Annotated in this window: 19 protein-coding genes and 1 tRNA gene; 12 read left to right on the top strand and 8 right to left on the bottom strand. The window is 66.3% G+C overall.

Annotation, left to right across the window (positions count from 1 at the left end):
• The first annotated feature begins 5 nt into the window (after window positions 1-5).
• Window positions 6-1,457 (top strand): alanine/glycine:cation symporter family protein, encoded by a 1,452-nt coding sequence (locus QP609_RS16585; protein ID WP_197621850.1) that lies wholly within the window; start codon window positions 6-8, stop codon window positions 1,455-1,457.
• Between the two features lie 60 nt (window positions 1,458-1,517).
• Here the strand turns inward: QP609_RS16585 and QP609_RS16580 are convergent, their stop codons facing one another.
• The 4 genes from QP609_RS16580 to QP609_RS16565 all read right to left on the bottom strand — a co-directional run bounded on the left by QP609_RS16580 (window position 1,518) and on the right by QP609_RS16565 (window position 4,717).
• Window positions 1,518-2,939: a M28 family peptidase gene (locus QP609_RS16580; protein WP_032957185.1), complete on the bottom strand. Its 1,422-nt coding sequence runs from the start codon at window positions 2,937-2,939 to the stop codon at window positions 1,518-1,520.
• 245 nt (window positions 2,940-3,184) lie between these two features.
• Window positions 3,185-3,589 (bottom strand): large-conductance mechanosensitive channel protein MscL, encoded by a 405-nt coding sequence (mscL, locus tag QP609_RS16575; RefSeq protein ID WP_005418809.1) that lies wholly within the window; start codon window positions 3,587-3,589, stop codon window positions 3,185-3,187.
• Between the two features lie 54 nt (window positions 3,590-3,643).
• A complete protein-coding gene (locus QP609_RS16570) occupies window positions 3,644-4,360 on the bottom strand; it encodes a fumarylacetoacetate hydrolase family protein (protein WP_019660190.1) in 717 nt (238 codons plus the stop codon).
• Between the two features lie 75 nt (window positions 4,361-4,435).
• The gene (locus tag QP609_RS16565) at window positions 4,436-4,717 is read right to left on the bottom strand and encodes a hypothetical protein (protein WP_005410817.1); all 282 of its coding nucleotides are present in this window, start codon (window positions 4,715-4,717) and stop codon (window positions 4,436-4,438) included.
• A gap of 178 nt (window positions 4,718-4,895) precedes the next feature.
• On the opposite strand from QP609_RS16565, the gene QP609_RS16560 reads away from it, so the two are divergent.
• Window positions 4,896-5,231 carry a Rieske (2Fe-2S) protein gene (locus tag QP609_RS16560; RefSeq protein WP_049404929.1) on the top strand — a complete coding sequence of 112 codons (336 nt, stop codon included), beginning with the start codon at window positions 4,896-4,898 and terminating at the stop codon, window positions 5,229-5,231.
• A 242-nt stretch (window positions 5,232-5,473) separates the two neighbouring features.
• Here QP609_RS16560 and QP609_RS16555 read toward each other — a convergent pair whose 3' ends face one another.
• From QP609_RS16555 to thiS, 4 genes are all read right to left on the bottom strand, one after another.
• Window positions 5,474-7,321 carry an SLC13 family permease gene (locus QP609_RS16555; protein WP_197621386.1) on the bottom strand — a complete coding sequence of 616 codons (1,848 nt, stop codon included), beginning with the start codon at window positions 7,319-7,321 and terminating at the stop codon, window positions 5,474-5,476.
• A gap of 27 nt (window positions 7,322-7,348) precedes the next feature.
• On the bottom strand, window positions 7,349-8,083 hold the full coding sequence (trmB, locus tag QP609_RS16550; RefSeq protein ID WP_019660186.1) for a tRNA (guanosine(46)-N7)-methyltransferase TrmB: 735 nt from the start codon (window positions 8,081-8,083) through the stop codon (window positions 7,349-7,351).
• Window positions 8,083-8,877 (bottom strand): thiazole synthase, encoded by a 795-nt coding sequence (locus QP609_RS16545; RefSeq protein WP_005418798.1) that lies wholly within the window; start codon window positions 8,875-8,877, stop codon window positions 8,083-8,085. The genes trmB and QP609_RS16545 overlap by 1 nt, the downstream gene beginning before the upstream one ends.
• A 118-nt stretch (window positions 8,878-8,995) precedes the next feature.
• Window positions 8,996-9,196 (bottom strand): sulfur carrier protein ThiS, encoded by a 201-nt coding sequence (gene thiS, locus QP609_RS16540; protein WP_005418796.1) that lies wholly within the window; start codon window positions 9,194-9,196, stop codon window positions 8,996-8,998.
• Window positions 9,197-9,403: 207 nt separating this feature from the next.
• Between thiS and QP609_RS16535 the strand changes: the two genes are divergently transcribed.
• The 10 genes from QP609_RS16535 (at window position 9,404) to QP609_RS16490 (ending at window position 17,820) form a co-directional block, all read left to right on the top strand.
• The gene (locus QP609_RS16535; RefSeq protein WP_197621385.1) at window positions 9,404-11,257 is read left to right on the top strand and encodes an autotransporter domain-containing protein; all 1,854 of its coding nucleotides are present in this window, start codon (window positions 9,404-9,406) and stop codon (window positions 11,255-11,257) included.
• 119 nt (window positions 11,258-11,376) lie between these two features.
• Window positions 11,377-11,450 (top strand) — tRNA-Gly (locus QP609_RS16530).
• A gap of 123 nt (window positions 11,451-11,573) precedes the next feature.
• On the top strand, window positions 11,574-11,792 hold the full coding sequence (locus QP609_RS16525; RefSeq protein ID WP_032957205.1) for a hypothetical protein: 219 nt from the start codon (window positions 11,574-11,576) through the stop codon (window positions 11,790-11,792).
• Between the two features lie 177 nt (window positions 11,793-11,969).
• Window positions 11,970-12,848, top strand: a complete 879-nt coding sequence (gene rimK, locus QP609_RS16520; RefSeq protein WP_197621384.1) for a 30S ribosomal protein S6--L-glutamate ligase — start codon at window positions 11,970-11,972, stop codon at window positions 12,846-12,848.
• A 258-nt stretch (window positions 12,849-13,106) separates the two neighbouring features.
• Window positions 13,107-13,586 carry a hypothetical protein gene (locus QP609_RS16515; protein ID WP_049440385.1) on the top strand — a complete coding sequence of 160 codons (480 nt, stop codon included), beginning with the start codon at window positions 13,107-13,109 and terminating at the stop codon, window positions 13,584-13,586.
• A gap of 95 nt (window positions 13,587-13,681) precedes the next feature.
• The gene (locus tag QP609_RS16510) at window positions 13,682-14,152 is read left to right on the top strand and encodes a hypothetical protein (RefSeq protein WP_197621383.1); all 471 of its coding nucleotides are present in this window, start codon (window positions 13,682-13,684) and stop codon (window positions 14,150-14,152) included.
• Between the two features lie 115 nt (window positions 14,153-14,267).
• Window positions 14,268-14,729, top strand: coding sequence for a hypothetical protein (locus tag QP609_RS16505; protein ID WP_014648206.1), 462 nt, complete (start codon window positions 14,268-14,270; stop codon window positions 14,727-14,729).
• 162 nt (window positions 14,730-14,891) lie between these two features.
• A complete protein-coding gene (locus QP609_RS16500) occupies window positions 14,892-15,569 on the top strand; it encodes a response regulator transcription factor (protein ID WP_005410804.1) in 678 nt (225 codons plus the stop codon).
• Window positions 15,532-16,902, top strand: coding sequence for a HAMP domain-containing sensor histidine kinase (locus QP609_RS16495; protein ID WP_032957212.1), 1,371 nt, complete (start codon window positions 15,532-15,534; stop codon window positions 16,900-16,902). The genes QP609_RS16500 and QP609_RS16495 overlap by 38 nt, the downstream gene beginning before the upstream one ends.
• A gap of 531 nt (window positions 16,903-17,433) precedes the next feature.
• Window positions 17,434-17,820 (top strand): hypothetical protein, encoded by a 387-nt coding sequence (locus tag QP609_RS16490; RefSeq protein ID WP_197621382.1) that lies wholly within the window; start codon window positions 17,434-17,436, stop codon window positions 17,818-17,820.
• Window positions 17,821-18,525: the final 705 nt, after the last annotated feature.

The raw sequence follows: 18,525 nt of genomic DNA, 5'->3' as shown, positions 1-18,525 counted from the left end.
CGCCGATGAACATCGAATCCATCGTCAACGCGATCCTTGGCGTCGTCTGGAGCCCCTACCTGGTGGTGCTGTGCCTGCTCACCGGCCTGTACTTCAGCGTCCGCACGCGCTTCATCCAGCTGCGTGCATTGCCGGACATGCTGCGCCTGATGTTCAGCCATGAGCGCTCCGATGCCGGCGTGTCGCCGTTCCAGGCGTTGTCCCTTTCGCTGTCCAGCCGCGTGGGCGTGGGCAACATCGCCGGCGTCGCCATGGCCATCGCCTTCGGCGGGCCCGGCGCGATCTTCTGGATGTGGATCGTCGCCTTCCTCGGCGCCTCGAGCGCCTTCATCGAGTCCACGCTCGCGCAGATCTACAAGGAGCGCGACGGCAAGGGACAATACCGGGGTGGCCCGGCGTACTACATCGAAAAAGGCCTCGGCCAACGTTGGTATGCAGTGCTGTTCGCATTGGTGACAGTGCTGGCGGGCGCGATGCTGGCCGGCACGCAGTCCAATGCGATCACTAGTGCGGTGAACGAAGCCTGGGACGTGCCGGTGATGACCACCACGGCGGTTCTGCTGGTGGTGCTGGGTGCCATCCTCATCGGCGGTGTGCGGCGCATTGCGCGCGTGGCCGAATGGGTGGTGCCGCTGATGGCCATGGCCTACCTGCTGGTCGCGGCGCTGGTGATGGTGCTCAACGCGGACAGGGTGCCGGAGGTGATCATGCTGGTGCTGCGCAGTGCATTCGGCGTGGATGCGGCGTTCGGCGCGATGATCGGCACCGCCATCCAGTGGGGCGTGCGCCGTGGCGTGCTGTCCAACGAGGCCGGCATGGGCAGTGGTGCGCATCCGGCCGCCGCCGCGGAAGTCTCGCATCCGGTCAAGCAGGGCCTGGTGCAGTCGTTCTCGGTCTACATCGACACAATGGTGGTGTGCAGTGCGACCGCCTTCCTGATCCTGTCCACCGGCCTGTACAACGTCTACGATCCGGCGGTGAACGGTATTCCGGATGAGGCGCGCCTGCTGCTGGGCAATCTGCCGGGTGTCGAAGCCGGCCCACGCTTCGTGCAGCACGCGGTGGAATCGACGCTGCCGGGCTTCGGCCGTTCGTTCGTGGCGCTGGCGATCCTGCCGTTTGCGTTCACCACCATCCTGGCGCTGTATTACATGGCCGAGACCAACGTCAGCTATCTGTGCCGTGATCGGCCGACGCCCTGGGTGATGGGCGGCTTCCAGCTGCTGTTCCTGGCGGCAACCGGCTACTCGGCGGTGAACAGTGCAACGGTGGCCTGGTCGCTGGGCGACATCGGCGTCGGCCTGATGAGCTGGCTGAACATCATCGCCATCCTGCTGTTGCAAAGGCCTGCCCTGGCCGCACTGCGCGATTACGAGGCGCAGAAGCGCAAGCAGCGTGATCCGCTGTTCAAGCCGCAGACGATCGGGGTAAGCAACACCCGGGTCTGGGAGAGCTAATACGATCAGGGGTCAGATCCCTCGCCAAGGGCGAGGGCTCTGACCCCCTGTGTCACCGCATCACTCGTTCGGCGGCGTGGTCGCCTTGGCCTCGCTGCCAAAGCTGCCGTCGGCTTCCGCCGCCAGGTACGCGAACACGGTATACGCGGCCACGTTCTGCGCCAGTGCCTTCGGGTCGATCTTGTCCAGCGTGTCGTCGGCGGTGTGGTGCAGGTGGAAGTAGTCCGAGCCGTCCTGCGCCAGCCACGCCCACGCACCGCCCTTGGCGGCCAGCGGGCCGACGTCCGGGCCCGGGCCACCCTTGTCGGCCTGGTACTCGATGCCCAGCGGCTTCATTACTTCGGCAATCTGCTTCGTCGCTTCACGCGAGCCTTCCGGATTCGGTGAACCAGTATTGAAGGCGTAGATGCGGCCTGCGCCGAAGTCACTCTCGGCGGCCAGCTGGTGCAGGGCCACGTCCTTCGCGTGCGCTTCGGCATAGGCCTTGCCGCCGTAGAGGCCCTGTTCCTCGTTGGCGAAGGCGATCACGCGGATGGTGCGCTTCGGTGCCTGCTTGAGCTGGCCGATCAGGTGGCCGGCGGCCATCGTGATGCCCACGCCCGCGCCGTCATCCACGGCGCCGGTGCCCAGGTCCCACGAATCCAGGTGACCACCGATCACCACCACTTCCTTCGGCAGGCTGCGGCCGGTGATCTCGCCGATCACGTTGTACGAGGTGGCGGTGCCGTCCCAGCCGCAATCCAGTGCCACCTTCACCGTGGTGCTGCCACGCGCCAGCAGGCGGGCCAGCTGGTCGGCATCGGGCACCGACAGCGCGGCCGATGGCACCGGGGTCAGGCCGTCATCGAAACGGGTGATGCCGGTGTGCGGCACGCGGTGCGAGTCGGTACCGGCCGAGCGCATCAGGAAGCCGACCGCGCCCTTGCGGATGGCTTCGGATGGACCCTTGCTGCGGATCGCACCGCCGCGGCCGTAATCGCGGCCATCGCGGAAGGGCAGCATCTGGTAATCGACGAAGGCAATCTTGCCCTTCAGCGAACCTGCCGGTGCGGCCTGCAGCGCGGCCAGATCGGCGAAGCGCACCACCTCGGCTTCCACGGTGCCACCCGGGCTGCCGCCCAGTGCGGTGATCTGCAGCGGCTGCGGGTTCCTGCCGGTCACTGCGGCGTGTTCGCTGCGGCGCTCCCATTTCGGGAACGTCACCGGCTCCTTCCAGACCTTGTCGAAGCCCAGGGCCTTGAACTTGGCTTCGGCCCAGGCAACGGCGCGGGCATCGGCTTCGCTGCCGGCGATGCGCGGACCAATCTCGGTGGTGAGCGACTCGACCACCTTCCAGCCGGTGTCATCGGCCAGCGCCTGGTCGCGCAGCTGCGCGGCGGTCGCCAGCGAGGCGGGGGGCAGGGTGGTGGTGCGCGGTGCCGCGAAGGCCGGGGCGGCCAACAGGGCGAGGGAGGATGCGATGGCAAGGACGCGGCGACGCATGGACAACTCCGGGAAGGGACCTAAGCCTTGGAGCTTAACAGTCGTTCAGCCCGGCGCATGGGCGGGAGGTCATGGCTGGCGCGGATGCTGTTTTCCGCCAGATGCAGCAAAGCGAAAGCCCCGCCGGAGCGGGGCTTTCGCCTGCTTCTGTAGAGCCGAGCCCATGCTCGGCTGCCTTTTGCAGATCAGCCGAGCGTGGGCTCGGCTCTACAGGTGGGAGGGGCGCCCATAGGCGCCCGGTACCCTTACTTCTTCAGGCTGTCGCGGATCTCGCGCAGCAGCACCACTTCTTCGGCCGGCGCCGCCGGTGCCGCTTCCTTCTTGCGCGACAGGCGGTTGATCGCCTTGACCACGATGAAGATCGCGAAAGCCACGATCACGAACTGGATGACGGTGTTGATGAAGTCGCCGTAGCCAACCACCACCGCCGGGATCTCCTTGCCATCCGGTCCGAGCCGGGCTGGCGACAGCGTCCAGGCCAGGCTGGAGAAGTCCACGCGGCCGATCAGGTAGCCCAGCGGTGGCATGATGATCTTCTCGACCAGTGCGGTCACGATCTTGCCGAAGGCCGCGCCGATCACCACGCCGACGGCGAGGTCGATGACGTTGCCGCGCATCGCGAATTCCTTGAACTCGGTGAGCATTCCCATTGTTGTTTTTCTCCGGTGGGGAAGTGGACAGCGCGCAGGGTAGCGCAGGTGATGTCAGCCGGCGATCACGCCGTGGCGCTCGGCCACGTTTTCCAGGCGCGCGCTGAAGCGGTCGCCGGGCTTGAGCGCGGCCACCCCGGACGGCGTGCCCATGAACACCAGGTCGCCGGCACGCAGCTGCCACAGCTTGGACAGCTCATGCAGGATCTCCGGCACGTTCCAGATCATCTGGTCGAGCAGAGCCTGCTGACGCACCTCGCCGTTGACCTCCAGCGACAGGTTCAGCGCGGCCAGGTCGCCGACTTCCTCGGCGTGGACGATTTCGCTGATCGGCGCGGAGGCGTCGAAGCCCTTGGCCGCGTCCCACGGGTGGCCCTTGTCCTTGGCCGCGGCCTGCAGGTCGCGGCGGGTCAGGTCCAGGCCGACGGCATAGCCGTAGACCAGTGCGTCGGCGTCGGCCACGGCCAGCTCGCCGGCGGGCGCATCGCGGCCGATCGCCACCACCAGCTCCACTTCGTGGTGCAGGTTGGCGGTCGCTGGCGGGTAGGGGATTGCATCGTCGTGGCCGACCACGATCGCATCGGCCGGCTTGCTGAAGAACATCGGGCGGCCACGGTCATCGGCCGCCGGCACTGCCGCACCCATTTCGCGGGCGTGGTCGGCAAAGTTGCGGCCGACGCAGTAGATGCGGTGCACGGGGAAACTGCCACCACCGGCTACCGGCACACGCGGCAGGGCTACGGCAGGGATCACATCGGAGACATCGGACATGCGGGCATCCAGGAAGGGCGTGCCCGCAGTCTAGAACGCATGGCGCCCGCCGTCAGCGGGCGCGGAGGAGGTGGATCAGCGCGAGGCCGGCAACACCGGCTTGCGTACCACGCGGTACTCGCCTTCGACGACGGTCGGGTCGACCGGGCGGGCAACACCCGGCTTGCGCGAGGCCAGCAGCTTCCACGCCAGGCCGACCAGGATCATCGCCGCACCGACGAACACACCGATGAACACCATCGCGGCCAGGATCGCCAGGCCAAGCAGGCCCACGGCAACGCGCACCAGCGGGTGGCGCGGCTTGCGCGGCGCGAACAGGGTGCGGAACTGGTTGAAGGCGGATGCGCGATTGAACATGGCGGCTCGATAGGCTGGGATCAGCGAAACCAGAGTATCGGGACGCGCCACTGTCATTGAGTGAAAAACTCGTTAAATATAGCCTGTGCTTATTACGGATCAATGACTTGTGTTCATGTCGCAGCCAGTCAGCTGAGTGGGCATGCGACAATGCGGGTTTACCGTACGAGCCTTCGCCATGACTGCCGCTGCTGCCCTGATCGCCCTGGATGCCATTGCCGATGGCGCGTTTGCCGAGGTCGAAGCGGTGGTCGATGGAGACGCCGAATCGCTGGTGCTGTACCGCGACGGCGCGCAGGTGCGCGCATTCCTGAACATCTGCCCGCATGCCGGCCGCCGCCTGGACTGGGCGCCGGGGCAGTTCCTGAAGAGCCGCGAGGGCCACCTGGTGTGCGCCGCGCATGGCGCGTCGTTCGCGCTGGACAGTGGCGACTGCATCGCCGGCCCGTGCAAGGGCGACCGCCTGCGCGCGGTGCCGGTGGGCGTGCGCGACGGGCAGGTCTACCTGGCTTGAGGCCGGCTAGAGGGCGGATCCGTTTTCCGGAGGAAAACGGCTCTGACCCCATCACGCCAGGAGCAGTCGAGCATGGCTCGACGCTACAAAAGCCGTGTCGACCAAGGTCGACACCTACCAAAGCGATGCACGACGCCGTTCTGACAGATCGCGGCAACCTGCCATGCCACCGAATGCCAGCCTTTGACGTTGACGTTGATTCGGCGGGTGCAGGGCGCAGCCCTGCCAACAAACCCCAACTCTCAGAACATCAGGTTGATCATCAGCACCACCACGCAGGTGTAGATCAGCGACAACGGGCCGCCGACCCGCCACATCTCGCGCGGGGTGTAGTTGGCCGGGCCGGTGATCATCGAGATCACCGGGTTGGAGGCCGTCATCAGGTTGTTGGACGCCGACAGCGCCACGATCAGCGCGAACGCGGTCGGGTTGCCACCCGCCGCCAGTGCCAGGTTCACCGCAATGGGGACCATCACGATGGTCGCGCCCACATGGCTGATCACCAGCGAGAACGCCGTGGTCAGCAGCGCCAGCGCCACCTCCAGCACCCACACCGGAATGCCGGTCGGCAGCTTGTCGATGGTATGGCCGGCCACCCACGCGGCCGCACCGCTGGAGTCCATCGCCCAGCCGAGCGGAATCAGCCCGGCCATCATGAACACCGTCTTCCAGTTGATCGAGGCATAGGCCTCGTCCATGCGCAGCACGCCGGTCAGCAGCATGCCGGCCACGCCGGTCATCAGCGTCAGCGCCACCGGCAGCTTGCTGGTCAGCGCGATCAGGATGGTCAACGCGAAGATCGCCATCGCGATCTTGAACTTGTGCGGGCGCTGCTCGCCGGTCGGGTAGTCGGTCACCACCACGAAGTCGCGGCTCTTGGCAGCCTGCGCCAGGTCGGTCCAGATGCTGTGGAACACCAGCATGTCACCGGCGCGCAGCTGCACGTCACGCACGTCCTCGCGGATCACCTGCTTGTCGCGGTTGATCGCCAGCAGGCTGATGCCGCGCTCCTTGCGCAGGCGCAGGTCGGCCGCACTCTTGCCGATCACGTTCGAGGTCGGCGGCACCACCGCCTCGGAAATGCCGGCGCGGCTGGGGTTGAACAGGTCGCCCAGGTGCTTCAGGCGCGAGGACATGCGCAGGAACTGGTTCTGCGCGAAGTCGCTGATCTGCTGGCGCGGGCCCATCGCACCGAGCACGCTGCCGACCCAGATGCGCATCTCCGCCGGCGGCGCCAGGCGGGTGTCATTGCCGGTCTTCAGGGCCAGCAGCAGTGGCGCATCGTGCAGGGTCTCGGCCTCGCCCAGGGTCATGCCGACCAGCGGGCTTTCGGTGCTGACCACCAGCTCGAACACATCGCCTTCGATGCCGTAGGTCTTGGCAAAGTAGCTCTCGGTTCGCGCCGGGGTGACCCCGTCGTTGACCAGGTTTTCTTCCTCGATCAGCTTGCGGTCGCCGTAGTAGCGGAAGTACAGCAGCGAGGCGACCAGCAGTGCCACGCCGATCGGCAGCGGCGCGAACATGCGCAGCGGCTCGATGGTGGCCAGGCCGGAGGGCAGGTTGTTGTTGGCCGAGGCCAGCAGATCGTTCAGCAGGATCAGCGGCGAATTGCCGACCATGGTCAGCGCGCCGCCCATCACGATCGCCGCCGAGATCGGCAGCAGCAGGCGCTGCATCGTCAGCCCGGTGCGCGCTGCCAGTCGCGAGGCGACCGGCAGGTACAACGCCATCACCGACGGGTTCTGCATGAAGGATGAGTTCAGGCCGGCGATGGCCGTGGTCATCATCAGCAGCCGCTGCTCGACACCGTGGCCGCGCCGCAGCAGCCAGGCGGCCAGCCGGTTCAGCGCCCCGGTGCGGTCCAGACCCGCACCGAGGATGGTGGTGGCGATGATGCTCATCACCGCGTTACCGGAGAAACCGCCGAAGATTTCCTCCGGCGCGATCAGTCCGGTGACACCGAGCACCACCAGCACCACCAGCGCGACCACGTCGGCGCGGATGCGCTCGAACAGGAACATCGCCATCGTGAAGCCGACCAGCCCGAGCACGAGCTTCATGTCGTTGGTCAGCGTCAGCGCGGTATCCATGTGGGGCGCGGCGTCCTCAGGCGATCGTCAGGTGCGGTCGTACAGCAGGTCCCAGACGCCATGGCCGAGCTTCTGGCCGCGGGTCTCGAAGTGGGTCTGCGGGCGCCAGTCCGGGCGCGGCACGCTGCCACGCGGGCCGGCACGGTTGACCAGGCCGGCGGTGGCATCGAGCACATCCCACATCTGCTCGGCGTAGTCTTCCCAGTCGGTCGCGCAGTGCAGGCGGCCACCCGGGCGCAGCTTGCGCACCAGCAGTTCGGCGAACGCCGGCTGCAGCAGGCGGCGCTTGTTGTGGCGCTTCTTGTGCCACGGGTCCGGGAAGTAGATGCGCACTTCATCGAGCGCGCCGTCGGCGATCTCGTTCTGCAGCACTTCCACCGCATCGTGGTGGTACAGGCGCACGTGGTCGGCATTGTCCTCGGCCAGCGCGTTCAGCAGACGGCCCACGCCCGGGGCGTGCACCTCGATGCCGATGTAGTCGCGCGACGGGTCGTGCTGGGCGGCGAAGCGCAGCGCGGCACCGTTGCCGAAGCCGATTTCCAGCACCTTGTGTGCCGGGCGGCCGAAGGTGGCGTCCAGGTCACGCGGTTGGCCGGTGTAGTCGAGGCCGAAGCGCGGCCAGCGTTCGTCGAACGCGCGCTGCTGGGCAGGGGTGAAGCGGCCCTGGCGCAACACGAAGCTGCGCACCTCGCGGCGGCCCTCGCTCACGGTGAAGGGCTTGGGCGGGGCCTTGGAACCGGCGCTGTCAAAAGGATTGGTCATCAGCCGATCAGCCCATCCACCGGCGAGGAGGCGCTGGCGTAGCGCTTGCGCGGGATGCGCCCGGCAAGGAAGGCCTCGCGGCCGGCCTCGACCGCCTTGCGCATCGCACTGGCCATCAGCACCGGGCTGCGCGCACCGGCAATGGCGGTGTTCATCAGCACGCCGTCGCAGCCCAGCTCCATCGCGATCGCCGCATCCGAAGCGGTACCGACGCCGGCGTCGACGATGATCGGCACCTTGGCGTCTTCGATGATCTGCAGCAGGTTGTACTTGTTCTGGATGCCCAGGCCCGAACCGATCGGCGCGGCCAGCGGCATCACCGCAGCGCAGCCGATCTCTTCCAGGCGCTTGGCCAGGATCGGGTCGTCGGAGGTATAGACCATCACCTCGAAACCGTCCTTGACCAGCTGCTCGGCGGCCTTGAGGGTCTGCATCACGTCCGGGTAAAGGGTCTTCTGGTCGCCCAGCACTTCCAGCTTGGTCAGGTTGTGGCCGTCCAGCAGCTCACGGGCCAGCCGGCAGGTACGCACGGCGTCCTCGGCGGTGTAGCAGCCGGCGGTGTTGGGCAGGATGGTGAAGCGCTCCGGCGGCAGGACGTCCAGCAGGTTCGGCTCGCCCGGGTTCTGCCCGATGTTGGTGCGGCGGATGGCCACGGTGACGATCTGGGCGCCAGCGGCCTCGGTGGCCAGGCGGGTTTCTTCCAGGTCCTTGAACTTGCCGGTGCCGGTCAGCAGCCGCGAGCCATAGGTCTTGCCGGCGATCACCAGCGAATCGGGGGAGACATGAACGTTCATGGCGCGATTATCGCTTATCCGCCTGAAGATGGGGTCACGCAGAGGGCGGGGTCGAGCGTGGGGTCAGATCCCTTTGCCATCGGCAAAGGGATCTGACCCCTGAACACCCGCGCAGGCCTCAGCCCCCGCCCAGCGCGTGCACGATCTCCACCACGTCGCCTTCGGCCAGGACGTGCTCGCCATGGCGGCTGCGGCTGACGATCTCGCCGTTGACCTCCACCGCCACCCGGCGCTGCAGCAGCTGCTCGGCCTGCAGCAGGTCGTGGAGGGTCGCCGAAGCGGGCAGGGTACGGGGTTCGCCGTTGAGCTGGATGTTCATCGCCGCATTGTCGCCGATGGCCTGCGCGGATCGGAACCCTTGCAAATTTCGTTGATCGCCAGCCCCGGCACAGCATGGTCCAGCGCCCTCAGGCGACAATCCATGCGGCGGCGCAGCGTGAGCAAAACGCGGCGCAGTGGAACCATTCACCGTGCGCCGGCGTACGTCCGCCGGGTCCTCAACGATATCCCCACAGGAGTTTTTTACATGCTGCTCAGCAAACGCCCGATCCGCTCCCTGATGGCGGCCGCGATCGCGCTGGCCGCGCTTCCGGCCATGGCAGGCGAATCCCCCTATTCCAAGGCCGTGTTCTTCGGTGACAGCCTGACCGACGCTGGCTATTTCCGCCCGCTGCTGCCGGCCGATGTGCGTCCGGTGACCGGCCAGTTCACCACCAACCCGGGTTGGGTGTGGGCGCAGCAGGTCGCCAACTACTACGGCCTCAACGGCACGCCCAACGGCAATGGCCAGAACGGTGACAACTACGCCGTCGGCGGCGCCCGTGTATCGGCCGACGAAGCGGGTGGCCTCGGAGCCATTCCGTCGCTGAAGTCGCAGGCGACCCGTTACCTTGCTGCGAATGGTGGCAAGACTGACGCCAATGCCCTGTACACCGTATGGGGCGGTGCCAATGATCTGTTCGCGGCCACGCGCGCAGCGGCCGGTGGTGCCTCGCAGGCCCAGGTGCAGGGCATCATCGGCGCCGCGGTCACCGACCAGATCGCGCTGGTGGGCGCCCTGAAGCAGGCCGGTGCCCAGTACGTGCTCGTGCCGAATCTGCCGGACGTGGGCATCACTCCGCGGTTCCGTGGCCCCAACGCCGCCGCCGCCACTGCACTGTCGGCCGGTTACAACAAGGCCCTGTACGGTGGTCTGAAGCAGGCGGGCATCGAGTTCATTCCGCTCGACACCTTCAGCATCCTGCGTGAAGTGACCGCCAACCCGGGCATGTACGGCTTCACCAACGTCACCAGCACCGCCTGCAAGATCGATCCGGCCAACTCGACGCAGAGCATCCTGACCTGCAACCCGACCAGCTACGTCAGCCCGGATGCGGCCAACACCTACCTGTTTGCCGATGGCGTGCACCCGACCACTGCCGGTCATCAGCTGCTGGGCCAGTACGCGGTCTCGGTGCTGGAAGGCCCGCGCCTGCAGCAGGTGCTGAGCCACTCGGCACAGACCATCGGCCGCTCGCGTGCCGACCAGGTCAGCATGCACCTCGGTGGTCGGCCGGCTGACGGCCTGTCCTGGTGGGGGGGCGTGCGTGGCGACCTGCAGCGCTACGACCACGCCGACCTGTACGACGGCCTGGCCCCGGCCGGCCTGTTCGGTATCGACTGGGCCCGCGACGGCATGGTGTTCGGCGGTTTCGCCGGCTTCGGCCGCCTCAGCGCCGACTTCGGCAACAGCCGTGGCGACTTCACCCAGAAGGACACCACCGCAGGTCTGTTCGCCGGCTGGTACGGCGATCGCATCTGGGTGAACGGCCAGGTCAGCTACACCTGGCTGTCCTATGACGTGAACCGCAAGGTCCAGCTGGGCCCGGCCACCCGTGAGCATGGTGGTTCGCCGGACGGCAGCAACCTGACCGCGGCCCTGAACGCCGGTTACGAGTTCGGCACCGAAGGCGGCTTCCGCCACGGCCCGATCGCCTCGGTGATCTGGCAGAAGGTGAAGATCGACGGCTACACCGAAAGCGCCGCGGCCGGCACCCTGGCCACCGCACTGGGCTATGACCGCCAGAACGTCGATTCGACCGTCGGCCGCCTCGGCTGGCAGGCCCGCTTCGATGGCGGCGCCGTCAAGCCGTACGCGCAGGTGACCTACGATCACGAGTTCGAGGACACCAAGCAGGCCAGCGCCTGGCTGCAGACCCTGCCGGAACTGGGCAACTACCGCGTGCCCGGCCTGAAGTTCGACAAGAACTACGCCACCGTCGTGCTGGGCGCCCGCACCGAGCTGTTTGGACTGCAGAGCAACTTCGGCCTGAGCGCGTCGACCGGCCAGAAGCGCGCGCAGGACGCCACCCTGTTCGCCAACTTCAGCGGCACGTTCTAAGCAGCAACCGCCGGGGTCGGGGGTCGGATCCGTTTCCGCCAGGAAACGGCTCTGACCCCATTGCGGCATGCTGCCATTGCGCAACACTGGCCCAACCGCATAGACTTTCACCGCGCACTGCGGGCGTAGCTCAATGGTAGAGCTGTAGCTTCCCAAGCTACTGACGTGGGTTCGATTCCCATCGCCCGCTCCAATCGCGCCACGCGCGTAGACAGAAGGCCGCTCATCAGCGGCCTTCTTCATTTCTGATTAGTTTCATATTCACGGCCATACGCGCCCGGTTAGCGTTGCCGTATTTCCTACACGGAAGCAGCGCATGGAAACGAAGGACGACGTCGTCGGCAGCCTTCATGAGATCTACAGGAACTCCGGTGCCGGCACCTCCCGCCAGCTGGCGGCAGTGCGCGCACTGGGTCGCGCCGGTGGGCCGAAGGCCGCGCAGCTTCTGTGGCAGATCTATGAGGGGACCTCGGCCGGATCGGTCACGCAGATGGCCTGCATCGCAGCGCTGGGTGAATCCGCGCGCGGGTTCTGAAGCGGACCCAGCCCGCATGGTGATGCGGGCCTGTGGTGTATCCGGCGACGGTTACTCTTTCGCCGGAATCGTCGCCGCAGGAGCCGGCCACTACCGGCGCAGGCGGCACGGGCCAGGCATCATCCACCCGCCACACGCCCGCGCTATGCTTCGCGCCTGCCGACCGATCCCACCGCGATGAAGCTCGCCATCCTGTCCCGCAACAGCTCCCTGTATTCCACCCGTCGGCTGGTCGAGGCGGCGCGCGCGCGCGGCCACACCGTGCGCATCCTGGACCCGTTGCGCTGCTACATGCGCATCGCCGCCGATGGCTTTTCCATGCACTACAAGGGCCGGCCAATGACCGGCGTGGACATGGTCATTCCGCGCATCGGTGCCTCGATCACCCGCTACGGCACCGCGGTGCTGCGCCAGTTCGAGCTGATGGGCGCGCGCACGCCCAATCCGTCCGACGCCATCCTGCGTTCGCGCGACAAGCTGCGCGCGCACCAGCTGCTGGCGGCCAAGGGCATCGACATGCCGGTCACCGTGTTCGGCGACAACCCCGACGACACCGTCGACCTGCTGTCCATGCTGGGCCCGCCGCCGCACGTGGTGAAGCTCAATGAAGGCACCCAGGGGCGCGGCGTGATCCTGACCGAGAAGGCCAGTGCCTCGCGCGGCATCGTCGAAGCGCTGCGCGGCCTGTACGCCAACTTCCTGATGCAGGAATTCATCGGCGAGGCCAAGGGGGCCGACCTGCGCTGCTTCGTGGTGGGCGACCAGGTGGTGGCGTCGATGCAGCGGCAGGCACCGGAGGGCGACTTCCGCTCCAACCTGCACGCCGGGGGTACCGCCGTGGCGGCCAAGGCCAGCCGTGCCGAGCAGCAGGTGGCGGCGCGTTCGGCCAAGGCGCTGGGCCTGTCGGTCTGCGGCGTGGACCTGATCCGTTCCGCGCGCGGCCCGCTGGTGCTGGAGGTCAACTCCACGCCCGGGCTGGAAGGCATCGAAGCGGCCTGCGGGGTCGACGTGGCGACACGCATCATCGAGCACGTAGAGAAGATCAAAAAAACCTGATTATCCATGGGGTTATGATTCTCACCGGCAAATGATCCGGGCCTTTAACGAGGCTTTAATCGGATCGGGCGTAGGCTTCAGCGAACCGCAGCTCTGCCTCTCAGCAGGATCGGTATCGGGATACGACTTCAGGCCCAGGCGGGTGCACCGTCTGGGCCTTTTTTATGCCTGTCGGCCCCATGCCCAAGGTCTCTTGTGGAGGCCGCGTGACGGTCGTAGAGTTGGCCCTTCGTTCCGGGATGGATCGGGAGGTTGGCGATGTACCGCATCATGATGATCGCGTTGCTGCTGGGCCTGTCTGGCGCTGTTGCCGCCAAGCCGGAGAAAGTGGCTGTACAGATGGACCGGCAGGGCTCGGTCGCCGAGCAGATGCGCCAGGTGGAGACCGCCCTGGCCGCCCCCGACTATGCCGAACTGTCCGCCGAGGATCGCGGCCAGGTGCAGCAGTCGCTGTCGCGTATCCGCCAGCACATGGGCGAACGCCAGACCGTGCAGGAGCTGCCGCCGCAGTTGCAGGCCGAGGTCTTCAACGAGCAGGAACGCATCAACACCGTGTTGGCGCGTGGCCATGAAGACAGTCGCCAGATCTGCAGGTACGAACGCACCACCGGCAGCAACATGCCCAAGAGCCGCTGCCTGACCGTGGCCGAACGGCGCCGGATCGAAGAGAAAGGCAAGGCGCTGATCAACGACCAGCGCAGCTACAACACGCTCAGCCCACCGCCCGCCGGGCGTTGACCGCACCGCCCTTCGGCCCATCGAGCGTGCTGTGACGGCGCATCGGTGGCACCGCAGGATCGATGTTCCACTCATGGAAGAACCTGGAGGTAACGATGCAGCGCATGACCCCCTTCGCCCTGATGCTGGGCCTGGCCCTGGCCACCACCGCCAACGCCAAGCCCGAGAAAGGGCAGGTGAAGTTCGACGCCAACGCGCCGGTGGCCGAACAGATCCGCAACGTTGAGACGGCGATCAACAGCGAGGACTACAGCGAGATCGGGCTGGAAGACAAAAGCCGCGTGCAGCAGGCGCTGGGCCGCATCAAGATCAAGATGGGCGACCACGAACGCGTGGAGCAGGTCAGTCCGCAGGACCGCACCGAGATCTTCAACGACCAGGAAGTGATCAACACGATCATGACCCGCGCCCACGCCGACAGCCGCATGGTCTGCCGTCGTGAACGCACCACCGGCAGCAACATGCCGCAGAGTGTCTGCCTGACCGTGGCCCAGCGCCGCAAGGCGCAGGAAGACAGCCGCAAGGCGCTCAACGACAACCAGCGCTTCAACAACTACAAGCCCTGATCGCTGCCGGACCGGTCGCATGCCGCCATCGGTCACCCTGCCGTGCGTCCCTTGTGGGCGCATCGGCGGAATCGTAAAGTCGAGACCCTATTCATGGACGAACATGGAGCTCGTCATGTACCGCAACACGACACTTGCCCTGATGCTGTCGCTCGGCCTGGTAGCCACCGTGCAGGCCAAGGCGCAGAAGGACACCGTGCAGATGGATGCCTTCACCCCGGTGTCCGAGCAGATCCGCCGCGTTGAAACGGCCATGGGCAGCGAGGACTACAGCGAGATCGGGCTGGAGGACAAGAGTCGCGTGCAGCAGGCTCTGAACCGGATCCGGATCAAGATGAATGGCCGGGAGAAGGTGGATGAGCTGGCCCCGCAGGAGCGCAACGACCTGTTCAACGAGCAGGAGATCGTCAACACCATCATGACCCGCGCCCAGGCCGACAGCCGCATGATCTGCCGCCGCGAGCGCCTTACCGGCAGCAACATGCCGACCAGCGTCTGCCTGACCGTGGCCCAGCGTCGCAAGGCCCAGGAAGACAGCCGCCGGGCGTTGACCGACCAGCAGCGCATCAGCCGCTGACCGGCTGACGCGGGGGCTTTTGCCGGTGTCGGCGCTTCGGTACGAAATGTTAAGAATGGAACCTGTATCGTTCAGCAGGTAGACGTCGCGTCCACCCACGCAGGGGCATCCTGAGCGGGTGGGCCTGGCCCCCCGACGACCCTTCAAGAACCAGAGGTCCCAGTGCGCATTCTCGTAATCGAAGACAACAGCGACATCGCCGCCAACCTTGGCGACTACCTTGAGGATCGTGGCCACACCGTGGACTTCGCCGCCGACGGCGTGACCGGCCTGCACCTGGCCGTGGTCCACGAGTTCGACGCCATCGTTCTGGACCTGAACCTGCCGGGCATGGATGGCATCGAAGTGTGCCGCAAGCTGCGCAACGAAGCGCGCAAGCAGACCCCGGTGCTGATGCTGACCGCCCGCGACTCGCTGGACAACAAGCTGGCCGGTTTCGATTCCGGCGCCGATGACTACCTGATCAAGCCGTTCGCGCTGCAGGAAGTGGAAGTGCGCTTGAACGCGCTGTCGCGCCGCGGCAAGGGTGTGCAGACCCGCGTGCTGGAAACCGGCGACCTGGAATACAACCTGGACACGCTGGAAGTGCGCCGCCAGGGCAAGCTGCTGCAACTCAACCCGACCGCGCTGAAGATCCTGCAGGCCCTGATGGAGGCCGCGCCGGCCGTGGTCACCCGCCAGGAGCTGGAAACCCGCGTGTGGGGCGAGGAGCTGCCCGACTCGGATTCGCTGCGTGTCCACATCCACGGCCTGCGTGCGGTGGTCGACAAGCCGTTTGAAGTGCCGCTGATCCAGACCCGCCATGGCATCGGATACCGCATCGCCACCCCGGAAGCCTGATTCCGTGGCAACCAAGGGGGAGCGCCGGCGTTCGCCGTACCGCCGGCGCCTGCGCAGCCGCATCATCGTCTCGTTCGTGTTGTTGGGCTTCTGCCTGACGACACTGTTCGCGTTTGCCACCAACTGGGCCCGCATGCGCGTGGAAAACCAGCTGGTGGAAGACGTGATGAACCGCAACATCAACGAGTACGTGCGGCGGTTCTACGAGAGCCCGGATCGCAACCCCGACCTGCCCGTGCAGCAGATGCGTGCGCGCCTGATCAAGCCTGACAAGTTTGACGCGCTGCGCGAGGAAGAGCCGGACTGGTATGAGTTCAAGGATGGCCTGTACAACATGGGCGGCGTGGACGAGCGCGGCCAGCGCTATTCCTACAAGCTGGCCGTGCGCAAGACGCCCGACGCCTGGGCGTTCCTGGCCTACGACATGACCGACAGCGTGCGCGGTGGGCAGCAGCTCAACCGCGCGCTGGTGCTGTCGGTGCTGGTGTTCAGCCTGTTGTCGCTGGTGCTGGGCTGGTGGTCGGCATCGAAGGTGATGAAGCCGGTTTCGGACCTGGCCGCGCGGCTGCGTGCCTATCGCGGCGGCACCAGTGATCCCGAGCCGCTGGCGCCGCGGTTCCCCGACGACGAAGTGGGGCAGCTGGCGCAGGCGCTGGATGATTATTCGTCGCGACTGACCGAAGTGGTGCAGCGCGACCGCGAGTTCAATGCCGACGTCAGCCACGAACTGCGCACGCCGCTGGCGGTGATCCGTGGCGCCACCGAGCTGCTGCTGACCCGGCCCGGCCTGGATGAGAAGGTGCTGCAGCGGCTACAGCGCATCCAACGCGCCGAACAGCAGTGCAGCGACCTGATCGGCGCGCTGCTGCTGCTGTCGCGCAACGAGCGCGGGCAGGGCACCAGCAACGTCGCGCGCGTGGCCGAACAGCTGCTGGACGCCCACCGCGCCCAGCTGGGTGGCAAGCCGCTGGAGCTGGCGCTGGAAGGCGAGCGCAACCTGGTGATCGATGCGCCGGAGGCGGCCTTGTCGGTGGCGCTGGGCAACCTGATCGGCAACGCGGTGAAGTACTCGCAGGACGGCGAAGTGCGCGTCTTTGTCGGCAGCAATTCAGTGTCGGTGACTGACAGCGGCCCGGGCCTGAGCGAAGAAGACGCCGCCAAGCTGTTCCAGCGCGGCTATCGCGGCACCCATGCCGGCCATTCGCAGGGCGGTGGCATCGGCCTGTCGATCGTCAGCCGCCTGTGCGATCTGTACGGCTGGCAGGTCAGCGTGCGCCCCGGCGGCGAGCGCGGCGTGATCGCCACGCTGACGTTCTCGCCGAAGCCGTTGTAAGGGCCCCTGCCGGGGTGGGTGCTCCACTTGTAGAGCCGAGCCTGTGCTCGGCTGCCGTGGCTTCCCGGAGCCGAGCATAGGCTCGGCTCTACAGCGGGTTCGTGTCGCGCCCTCTGTCGCTTGTGCCACCGAATTCCCCTCGCAGGAAGGATGGGCCAGAAGCCCAACACGACATCACCGTGACCGTTGCCACGTAGCGCGCGTGTCCGCATGCACGCATTCGTACACCCAACAGCGGCTTGAGAATTTCCTTACAGATCACAGCGCTGCGTGATGGCCAGATGGGGCGGCCGGGGCAGGTGCCCTGGCCGGGATTGGCGTCCTGAAAAAAACCAACATTCAGCTTTCTTCGACGGCCCCTCGGCCAGTCGTTGAAAATGCACCGCGTGCCTTGCTTCGGCGGGCGGTGCGTGGGGATTCATCAGAATCCGCTGGAGTATTTTTGCTGAATGTCGGATCTCCGGTACGCCAACCCGCACCGTCCGCCACCTCGCATCCGCAGGTGGCTCGTCGTCTGCGAGGAGATTCACCATGTCCGCACGCCCCGTGTTCCCTCAACTGCACGCCCTGATCGGCGAAGCCGCTGACCTGCTGCCGGCCGACGTCGCCGCGCGCATCGAAACCCTGCTCGATGATCCGAAAGATCTGCTGCCTGCGTTGCTTGCCCGCATGGACGGCCGCGATGCCGCCGACGGCCGGCGACTGGAAGCGCAGGGCCTCAGCCCTGCCCAGGCGGCCACCATGGCCGGTCTCAGCCGCACCGTGGCCGGCTTGAATGCACTCATGCAGGTGCTGCACGCCGCCGAAGCCGCCCGCGAACAGGGCGGTGCCCACCAGCAGCTGAGCCCGGATGTCGTCGACGGCCTGCTGCTCGGCGCACGAGAACTGGCCCGTTATGCCCGCCTGCAGCTGGAGTAGGTCCACGCAATGCGTGGATGCGCGAGCTGCTGCCGCAACTGCCTTGGGTCGCGCGTACGCTTTCTGTGGTCCGCTTGTGGCGCGCTTCGCGCGCTGCTTGGGGGGGCACAAACTGCTGTTATGTCGTGCTACCCCCAACGATGGGCAGATGCGATGAACTCGCTTGCCACGATGAGGCGGGAGGGGATTGCAGGTCAATTGCCACAATCCGATACTCCGTGCCTGGACGCGCCACGAAGGTTTCACAGGAAGCTTCTCCTGTGTAGAGTCAGAAGGAAGCTGTGTACAGGCCTTCGGAAGGCTAATGCTTGGACTTGCGCGCGCTCTTACAGCGTTGCTTTCTTTCGCTTTTTTCCACAGGGAGGTGGTTGTGGCTGTTCTGTGTTTAGATACGGCCGGATGCGCGCTAGCCGCAACGACGCGAGACCACCGCGGGCGCCTCATTGAAAGATCGGGTTGCGCATCTGTGCCGGACTGCAACGGCTTTCGGATTTCCTGACTTGATCCGGATGCTAGGTGGGATCTTCTCACTCAATGCAAACGCTCAGGAGCGGGTAACGAGAGACTGCTACGAAAGGCATTTCTCAAGACTTTATGAGGCGGATGCCGAGCTTCGGCGGGGGCTCTCCCATTCAGCTATGAAAATTGGTGCGGTCTCGTCAGTGGGAATCGTTGGCCAAAGGCGGTGGAATGCCACGGCGAGTT

It is taken from the genome of Stenotrophomonas sp. 8(2023) (assembly GCF_030345295.1).
GTDB lineage: Bacteria > Pseudomonadota > Gammaproteobacteria > Xanthomonadales > Xanthomonadaceae > Stenotrophomonas > Stenotrophomonas muris.
The sequence above is the reverse complement of the archived record's forward strand: the minus strand, read 5'-3'. Positions and strand labels throughout refer to the sequence as shown.

Coding starts and splice junctions, on each gene's coding strand:
- mscL (WP_005418809.1), bottom strand. CDS start 3,589: ATGGGAATGCTCACCGAGTTCAAGGAATTCGCGATGCGCGGCAACGTC.
- QP609_RS16535 (WP_197621385.1), top strand. CDS start 9,404: ATGCTGCTCAGCAAACGCCCGATCCGCTCCCTGATGGCGGCCGCGATC.
- rimK (WP_197621384.1), top strand. CDS start 11,970: ATGAAGCTCGCCATCCTGTCCCGCAACAGCTCCCTGTATTCCACCCGT.
- QP609_RS16555 (WP_197621386.1), bottom strand. CDS start 7,321: ATGGATACCGCGCTGACGCTGACCAACGACATGAAGCTCGTGCTCGGG.
- QP609_RS16570 (WP_019660190.1), bottom strand. CDS start 4,360: ATGTCCGATGTCTCCGATGTGATCCCTGCCGTAGCCCTGCCGCGTGTG.
- trmB (WP_019660186.1), bottom strand. CDS start 8,083: ATGACCAATCCTTTTGACAGCGCCGGTTCCAAGGCCCCGCCCAAGCCC.
- QP609_RS16585 (WP_197621850.1), top strand. CDS start 6: ATGAACATCGAATCCATCGTCAACGCGATCCTTGGCGTCGTCTGGAGC.
- QP609_RS16560 (WP_049404929.1), top strand. CDS start 4,896: ATGACTGCCGCTGCTGCCCTGATCGCCCTGGATGCCATTGCCGATGGC.
- QP609_RS16565 (WP_005410817.1), bottom strand. CDS start 4,717: ATGTTCAATCGCGCATCCGCCTTCAACCAGTTCCGCACCCTGTTCGCG.
- QP609_RS16580 (WP_032957185.1), bottom strand. CDS start 2,939: ATGCGTCGCCGCGTCCTTGCCATCGCATCCTCCCTCGCCCTGTTGGCC.
- QP609_RS16545 (WP_005418798.1), bottom strand. CDS start 8,877: ATGAACGTTCATGTCTCCCCCGATTCGCTGGTGATCGCCGGCAAGACC.
- QP609_RS16495 (WP_032957212.1), top strand. CDS start 15,532: ATGGCATCGGATACCGCATCGCCACCCCGGAAGCCTGATTCCGTGGCA.
- QP609_RS16525 (WP_032957205.1), top strand. CDS start 11,574: ATGGAAACGAAGGACGACGTCGTCGGCAGCCTTCATGAGATCTACAGG.
- QP609_RS16515 (WP_049440385.1), top strand. CDS start 13,107: ATGTACCGCATCATGATGATCGCGTTGCTGCTGGGCCTGTCTGGCGCT.
- QP609_RS16505 (WP_014648206.1), top strand. CDS start 14,268: ATGTACCGCAACACGACACTTGCCCTGATGCTGTCGCTCGGCCTGGTA.
- QP609_RS16490 (WP_197621382.1), top strand. CDS start 17,434: ATGTCCGCACGCCCCGTGTTCCCTCAACTGCACGCCCTGATCGGCGAA.
- QP609_RS16510 (WP_197621383.1), top strand. CDS start 13,682: ATGCAGCGCATGACCCCCTTCGCCCTGATGCTGGGCCTGGCCCTGGCC.
- thiS (WP_005418796.1), bottom strand. CDS start 9,196: ATGAACATCCAGCTCAACGGCGAACCCCGTACCCTGCCCGCTTCGGCG.